We start from the raw sequence: 4538 nt of genomic DNA, 5'->3' as shown, positions 1-4538 counted from the left end.
CCACCACCTTCGCTGACCGCATGCCCGCGGCCAGCACCCACCAGTAACGAAACCGCCACTTACACCGTTAATCGGACGCTCCCGGGGAGGTCTGCGGCATGAGCATTGACCGTCCCGTAAGTGGAACCCTCACCGGACACCAACGCAACTTATCGAGAGGAACGTGTGGATCGCATCGGTTGGTGGCGTGCTTCTGAGAGCGCTCAGTGGCCGATGAGGAGGGCTTCTCTGGCGGCGTCGACGAGCTCTGGGGAGAGGGTGTAGAGGTCGTTGATGGTCTGAACGCGTTCGATCTGGGTGATCAGGCGATCGAGGAGTCGGAAGTTGCCGGCGGTGATGCGGGCGATGGTGGCCAGGGCGGCGGCGTGGGCGATCGGGTCGTGGTCGGTGTTGTGCTGTGCAGGGAGGCGCGCGGAGAGGACAGCGGTGAGCTCGTCGGGTCCGAGGGGCCGGTACTCGTGGGCGAAGCCGATGCGGCTGTAGAGCTGGGGGTAGCGGGCGAGGCGTTTCTCGATGCCGGGCATGCCAATGAGGATGACGCCCATGTGGTGGCGGTCGTAGTAGTCGCGGACTTGCTCGAGGCCCGCGCTCTTGAGCCTGTCGGCTTCGTCGATGATCAGGAGCTCGGTGCGCCCGGAGGAGCGTGAGGCGTCGTAGAGGTAGGGGTCGACGAGGCCGAGCTCGGCGTAGTCGATCGCGTAGGAGATCGCCTGGCAGGCTCGGGGCAGTCCTTGGTCGATCTGCTTGACGGTGGCGGCCACCGTGGGGGTGTAGAACGCGGTGCGTGCTTCTAGGACGCGCGGCGGTACGGGCCCGACCGCGTCGGCGACCACGGACTGCCACTGTTCCCAGTCGTCGACGCCGGCGTAGTGGCGGGCTGAGAGTGTCTTTCCTATCCCGGGTGGGCCCCAGCACAGTCCGATGTAGCGGTGGGTGCGCACGGTGTCGGCGAACTCGGTGAACCGCCGGTGCTCGCGGGTGCTGTGGAAGGCCGGTGCGGGGTGAGGGTGCGGGGCGGGGGAGTTGACCTCGTCGAAGGTGCCGGTGAGGAACCGCCGGCCGTCGTCGTCTTTGCCGAGCACGGAGAGCTTGTTAGTCGGTGGCATACAGACGCAGTCCATGTCGTGGTCGGGGCTCAGGAGCCGGTGGCGGTGCTGTGTCGTCGGTGCTGCCTGCTGGTGGGGTGTAGCGGGTGTCGCCGGGGAGGGCGCTGGCGAGGGTGCGGTGTTGGCGGAGCTGGTGCTTGAGGTCGCGGCGGCGTTGGCGGCGGGCGGCTTGGAGCTGGTCGAGGGAGATTGACTCGGCGGATAGCTCGGGGGCGATCGCCCGGCACAAGAACTCGTCGTTGAAGTACACGCGGATCTCCCCGACGTCGCGCGGGTTGAAGCGGACGGTGACCTGCTCCCCGACGTAGGCGGCCAGGACTGTGGACAGGTAGCGGGTCGAGGCGAACTGGATGCCGTCGCGCTGGACCTTGCGGGTGGTGGCCGCGGTGAGCAGGAGCAGGTCGAGATCTTCGGGGTGGGCGGGGCTGCGCGGGATGAAGCCGCTCGCGCTCCACCGGTCGTTGGGCCCCTGGTGGGTCTGGGAGTGAGGGCGGGTGTTGTACTCGGCGACGACGTACTGCTCGACGATGACGTCGAGGTCTTCGAGCGTCAGCGCCGGGGTCGTGACCGGGGCACCGTTCGTGCCGTGCGGGATGTACCCGGGCAGGTGCGGCAGGAGCTCGGTGGTGACGGTCCGGTAGAACCGTTCGATCTTCCCTCGACCCTGGGGGACCCCGACTCGGGAGTGGATCAGCCGGATGTGGGTGTCCAGGCAGACCTGCTCGAGGCGAGCGGAGGTGAAGTCCGAGCCGTGGTCGCTGTAGAGGACCTCGGGCAGCCCGCAGACCGGCCAGCCTGGGTTCGTCTTGGCGTTGACGGCCTGGTGCAGGGCGAGCGCCGTCTGCTCGGCCGAAGGTGCGCCGAGGAAGAGGGTGTAGCCGGCCACGGCGCGGGAGTAGTCGTCCAGGACCACAGTCAGCCACGGGCGCACCTGGGTTCCCTTGGCGCCGAGGATCGCCACGTCTAGGAGAGTGTGGTCGACCTGCCACTGCTCGTTGGGTCGCTCGGCCGAGCGCCGCAGCACCAGCTCGAACCTGTCCCGGTACCCCGCGTCCCCGTGCTCGGCCAGAGCGCGCAGCCCGGGATCGATCCCGGTGACCAGGCTCCGGACGCTGGAGTAGCTGGGGGCAGACAGGCCGCGGTCATGTGCGATCCCAGCAACGCGGCGGTGGACGAACGCCACTGTCGGAGCCGGCTTTGCCAGGGCGAGCGCTTCGACTATCTCGATCAGCTCTGTCGGGATGCGGCGCCGGCCATGATCGCTGCGTTGGCGCCGAGCGAGGCCGTGCGAGGTGGAGTCAGCCCGGTAGGCGCGCGCCCAGCGCGAGAGGGTGCGCAACGAGACACCCGACTCGGCTGCCAGCCGCGTCCATGGGACACCGTTGTCGTGCTGGCGCAGGAGAGCGATCTTGTCTGAGACCTCCCACCGCGCAGGCACGTCCCCTCACCTCACATCGGCCGTGCGTCTTGGGCGAGGTGACGGTAGATCGTGCCGCGCGAGACACCGAACGTCTCAGCGATCTGCTGGACCGTGTAGGACTTCTCGTCGTACATCGCCCGGGCCTGGCGCGCCTTGGTCGCCGTCATCTTGAACCGGCCGCCGCCCTTGCGACCTCTCGCTCGGGCGGCGGCAAGACCGTCCTGGGTGCGCTCGACGATCAGGTCATGCTCGAACTCAGCGATCGCGGCGAGCATGTGGAAGAACAGGCGGCCACCCGGTGTCGTGGTGTCGATGCCCTGAGACAGCGCCTTGAGACCGATGCCTCGCTGCTGGAGGCTCTCGACGACTTCCTTGAGGTTGCGCACCGACCGCCCGAGCCGGTCGAGCTTGGTCACCACGAGGGTGTCACCTGAGCGCAAGTAGTCCAGAGCGTCGTCGAGCGCGGGTCGCTTGGCCAGCACTCCCGAGGCGTGCTCGACGAACACCTTCTCGCACCCCGCGGCGGCGAGCAGGTCTGTCTGCCCGTCCGGGTTCTGCTCCCGGGTCGAGACGCGCGCGTATCCGATCGAAGCCATGACCCGAATGTACCGCCAACGTCCCTCGCGGTACATAGGTCTCGGACACGGGCCATGAGACACGACGCGCCGATCTGGACGCTCGCCTGCCGTGGTGTCTCATGGACGGTCGTCCGCGGGACCAGTTGGACCCGGTAGCTGCCGTAACTTTTGACCTCGAGGGAGATCTCGCCGCCTGGGGAAGTAGTGAACTCTCCGATGCTGCCGCTGTGTTCGCTAAAGCGGCGTCACTCGCCGGGCCGCTCGCGGAGCATGAGGAGCACTCCGGTGATCGCGACCGCGACGATCACGATGTCCGCAACGTTGCCGATGAACCAGGTGCCGTATGCCAGGAAGTCCACGACATGACCTTGGGCAAACCCTGGCTCGCGGAAGAGCCGGTCGCCGGTGTGCGAGGCGGCGGCTCCACCGAGCGCACCGATCACGATCGCCCACCTAGGTCGCCGGACACGCAAGGCGAAGACGACCGCGGTGACCGTAGCAACGACGGCCGCCAGAGCGAACACCGGGGTGGAGCCTTCGCCGAAGGAGAAGGCCGCGCCGGGATTGTAGGCAAGTTGCAAACCCAACAGGTTGCCGATCAAAGGGACGCGTTCGCCCTCGGTAAGTGTGGCTTCGGCCCAAGTTTTGGTCCCCTGGTCGACGAGGACTACCAACGCGCCGAGCGTGAACGCTCCCACGGTGAGTTGCCAGCGCCGCGGCGGGGGAACTTCTCGTGCTTCGGGCTCGTGGCCGGTCTCGCGCGACGTCATGCGAAGACCTCCGAGAGCCGGAGGACGACGCCGGACTCGATCAGGATGAACAGCCCCAGTCCGATGAACACTGCGGGGACAAGCCAATGCTCGACCCGTTCCAACGCATCGGTGACGGCCTCGTGCGTTCCGATCAGCCGTCCCGCGCCGCACCAGACGGCCACGAGGAGGAGGAACACTCCAATCATGACCACGACGTCAGCGGGTGCGCTGGTGCGAAAGATCGGCGTGTAGAGGGAGATGTTGTCGGCACCATTGGCGATCGTGATCCCGGCGACGCCCCACAACCCGACTGCAGTGATCTTTGCTTCACCATCGTCATCAGCCTGGTTGCGGCGTAGCCCCCGCGCGAGCGTCCAGATGCCGATGGTTAGAGGGATCAGCCCAAGGAGCCCGACCCAGGAGTCTGGGATGATCGTCAAGCCCAAAGCGGCCACCACGCTGACCACGACGAGGGTGATGAACCCGAGGTACTGCCCCGCGACGATCTGCCATGGTCTTGGCTTTCCCCGACGAGAGGCGAGGAACAGCACCACGAGCACGACGATGTCGTCAATGTTGGTGGCGGCGAACAGGCCGATCGGAATTTGTCAAGGTAGTTGAGGCCGGTGGGTGTTAGGCGGCTAGCTCGATGCCGGTGTTGTCGGCGGGTTGGTTGATCCAG

At 67.0% G+C, this 4538-nt stretch carries 5 protein-coding genes; all 5 read right to left on the bottom strand.

Annotated features, from left to right (window positions below):
- Positions 1 to 203: 203 nt before the first annotated feature.
- The 5 genes from ACYVKA_RS01235 to ACYVKA_RS01215 all read right to left on the bottom strand — a co-directional run bounded on the left by ACYVKA_RS01235 (position 204) and on the right by ACYVKA_RS01215 (position 4431).
- Positions 204 to 1082 (bottom strand): AAA family ATPase, encoded by an 879-nt coding sequence (locus ACYVKA_RS01235; protein WP_460702342.1) that lies wholly within the window; start codon positions 1080 to 1082, stop codon positions 204 to 206.
- 10 nt (positions 1083 to 1092) lie between these two features.
- Positions 1093 to 2544 carry a Mu transposase C-terminal domain-containing protein gene (locus ACYVKA_RS01230; RefSeq protein WP_166835085.1) on the bottom strand — a complete coding sequence of 484 codons (1452 nt, stop codon included), beginning with the start codon at positions 2542 to 2544 and terminating at the stop codon, positions 1093 to 1095.
- A gap of 11 nt (positions 2545 to 2555) precedes the next feature.
- Complete coding sequence (locus ACYVKA_RS01225) at positions 2556 to 3122, bottom strand: recombinase family protein (RefSeq protein WP_056131862.1); 567 nt, start codon at positions 3120 to 3122, stop codon at positions 2556 to 2558.
- Between the two features lie 227 nt (positions 3123 to 3349).
- Positions 3350 to 3874 (bottom strand): signal peptidase II, encoded by a 525-nt coding sequence (locus ACYVKA_RS01220; protein WP_047692497.1) that lies wholly within the window; start codon positions 3872 to 3874, stop codon positions 3350 to 3352.
- Positions 3871 to 4431 (bottom strand): cadmium resistance transporter, encoded by a 561-nt coding sequence (locus ACYVKA_RS01215; RefSeq protein WP_260849468.1) that lies wholly within the window; start codon positions 4429 to 4431, stop codon positions 3871 to 3873. Before ACYVKA_RS01215 ends, ACYVKA_RS01220 begins: the two co-directional genes overlap by 4 nt.
- Between the last annotated feature and the right edge of the window lie 107 nt (positions 4432 to 4538).

The organism is Luteococcus sediminum (assembly GCF_054783495.1).
Note: the sequence above shows the minus strand (reverse complement) of the source record. Positions and strands in the feature narration are given on the sequence as shown.

Coding starts and splice junctions, on each gene's coding strand:
- ACYVKA_RS01220 (WP_047692497.1), bottom strand. CDS start 3,874: ATGACGTCGCGCGAGACCGGCCACGAGCCCGAAGCACGAGAAGTTCCC.
- ACYVKA_RS01225 (WP_056131862.1), bottom strand. CDS start 3,122: ATGGCTTCGATCGGATACGCGCGCGTCTCGACCCGGGAGCAGAACCCG.